Origin of the sequence: uncultured Polaribacter sp. (assembly GCF_947503855.1) — a bacterium.
Lineage (GTDB): Bacteria > Bacteroidota > Bacteroidia > Flavobacteriales > Flavobacteriaceae > Polaribacter.
Genome location: NZ_CANNFF010000020.1, coordinates 1 through 2,816, shown reverse-complemented (window position 1 = coordinate 2,816; position 2,816 = coordinate 1). Strand labels below are relative to the sequence as shown.

Annotated in this window: 2 tRNA genes and 1 rRNA gene; all 3 read left to right on the top strand. The window is 40.9% G+C overall.

The features are described 5' to 3' along the window. Positions 1-980 precede the first annotated feature (980 nt). The 3 genes from Q0662_RS11840 (at position 981) to Q0662_RS11830 (ending at position 2,813) form a co-directional block, all read left to right on the top strand. Positions 981-2,500: ribosomal RNA gene (locus Q0662_RS11840) — 16S ribosomal RNA — on the top strand. 82 nt (positions 2,501-2,582) lie between these two features. Next, positions 2,583-2,656: transfer RNA gene (locus Q0662_RS11835), tRNA-Ile, on the top strand. A gap of 83 nt (positions 2,657-2,739) precedes the next feature. Next, positions 2,740-2,813: transfer RNA gene (locus tag Q0662_RS11830), tRNA-Ala, on the top strand. Positions 2,814-2,816: the final 3 nt, after the last annotated feature.

Below are 2,816 nucleotides of genomic sequence, written 5' to 3'. Positions count from 1 at the left end.
CCACGCCAAAAGGTTGTGGTCGGGCTTTCTGCACTCGCTTTTTAGGTACCATAAAGGGTACCAAAAAGAGCTCAAACAGACGCTTCAATCCCTAACCCGTGCCAATTCATTAGAGTTGTAGCACTAAAAAAAGAGAATATTACAACTTCAAATAAGTAAGAGATAAGCATCTTATTCACAATTTTGAAGATTTACACCAATAAAAAACGGATGATTCATGCTACAATTTTAATTCACGATGTACTTAAAACACCTCAAACATGACATTTCAATACCCTAATAAATAAGGAATTTTAAAAACAATAACCTACATACACTATCACCAACCTTAAAAAAAAAAACAAAAAAATCAAAAAAAAACCCTCTATAACTAATGCATTTACAAGGTATTAAAAGAAGTTCAAAAAATAAATCAAAAAAGAGTTTAAAAAATAGTTGCGGGAGTGAGAATGAGTTGTATATTTGCACCCGCTAACGAGAAAACGAAAGTTTGTTTAGCAAAGTTCATTGAGTATTTGTTGTTTGTAATAGGGGTGAAAAAAGTTTAAATTTTTAGAGATAAAAACTTTAAATTTTTTTTCAATTTTTATTAGGATGTAATAAAAAAAACCTTGTATCTTTGCAGTCCGAATTTTCGGGGGTTAAAAAGTTCAAGTTTTAGGGTTTTAAAAAAAGTTTAAAAAAAATAAATTTTTTACTTGTCAGATAAAAAATAAGTTTTAGATTTGCACCCGCTAACAGAAATAGCAAAAACGATCAGAGAGATTTTGGAATAGTAATTCAATCAATTATTAGTTAGTTCGATTCTAACATTTCTACAAGAGCGAAGAGATAAAAAGTAAGTAGATCTTATTTTTAGGGAATCGCCAAGTTCATTGAAAATATTGAAATTGACAGCGTAATTAAAGAGTAGAATAACCACATTAATTTAGATTAATGTAATTCTTTTGAAACTTATTCATTTATAATATTAAAAATATACAATGAAGAGTTTGATCCTGGCTCAGGATGAACGCTAGCGGCAGGCTTAACACATGCAAGTCGAGGGGTAACATTGGTGCTTGCATCAGATGACGACCGGCGCACGGGTGCGTAACGCGTATAGAACTTACCTTTTACAGAGGGATAGCCTTTAGAAATGAAGATTAATACCTCATAGTATTATAACTTGGCATCGAGTTTTAATTAAAGATTTATCGGTAAAAGATGGCTATGCGTCCTATTAGTTAGATGGTAAGGTAACGGCTTACCATGGCGATGATAGGTAGGGGTCCTGAGAGGGAGATCCCCCACACTGGTACTGAGACACGGACCAGACTCCTACGGGAGGCAGCAGTGAGGAATATTGGACAATGGGCGAGAGCCTGATCCAGCCATGCCGCGTGCAGGAAGACTGCCCTATGGGTTGTAAACTGCTTTTATACAGGAAGAAACACTCGTACGTGTACGAGCTTGACGGTACTGTAAGAATAAGGACCGGCTAACTCCGTGCCAGCAGCCGCGGTAATACGGAGGGTCCAAGCGTTATCCGGAATCATTGGGTTTAAAGGGTCCGCAGGCGGTCAATTAAGTCAGAGGTGAAATCCCATAGCTTAACTATGGAACTGCCTTTGATACTGGTTGACTTGAGTCATATGGAAGTAGATAGAATGTGTAGTGTAGCGGTGAAATGCATAGATATTACACAGAATACCGATTGCGAAGGCAGTCTACTACGTATGTACTGACGCTCATGGACGAAAGCGTGGGGAGCGAACAGGATTAGATACCCTGGTAGTCCACGCCGTAAACGATGGACACTAGTTGTTGGGATTTATCTCAGTGACTAAGCGAAAGTGATAAGTGTCCCACCTGGGGAGTACGATCGCAAGATTGAAACTCAAAGGAATTGACGGGGGCCCGCACAAGCGGTGGAGCATGTGGTTTAATTCGATGATACGCGAGGAACCTTACCAGGGCTTAAATGTAGATTGACAGGTTTAGAGATAGACTTTTCTTCGGACAATTTACAAGGTGCTGCATGGTTGTCGTCAGCTCGTGCCGTGAGGTGTCAGGTTAAGTCCTATAACGAGCGCAACCCTTGTCGTTAGTTGCCAGCATGTAAAGATGGGGACTCTAACGAGACTGCCGGTGCAAACCGAGAGGAAGGTGGGGATGACGTCAAATCATCACGGCCCTTACGTCCTGGGCCACACACGTGCTACAATGGTATGGACAATGAGCAGCCATCTGGCAACAGAGAGCAAATCTATAAACCATATCACAGTTCGGATCGGAGTCTGCAACTCGACTCCGTGAAGCTGGAATCGCTAGTAATCGGATATCAGCCATGATCCGGTGAATACGTTCCCGGGCCTTGTACACACCGCCCGTCAAGCCATGGAAGCTGGGAGTGCCTGAAGTCGGTCACCGCAAGGAGCCGCCTAGGGTAAAACTGGTAACTAGGGCTAAGTCGTAACAAGGTAGCCGTACCGGAAGGTGCGGCTGGAACACCTCCTTTCTAGAGAAAGATGGTGAGTTACAAAAGGTATATTTTACTCTTTGCTGTTAATTTTAAAAAACAAGAATATCAAAGCTATTATAGTCTCGTAGCTCAGCTGGTTAGAGCGCTACACTGATAATGTAGAGGTCGGCAGTTCGAGTCTGCCCGGGACTACAAATTTTGATATTTAAAGGAAATTCTGGAAACTAGAGAATTCTAAATTCGTAATTCTGAATTCGTAATTCTGAATTTCAAATGGGGGATTAGCTCAGTTGGCTAGAGCGCTTGCCTTGCACGCAAGAGGTCATCGGTTCGACTCCGATATTCTCCACAA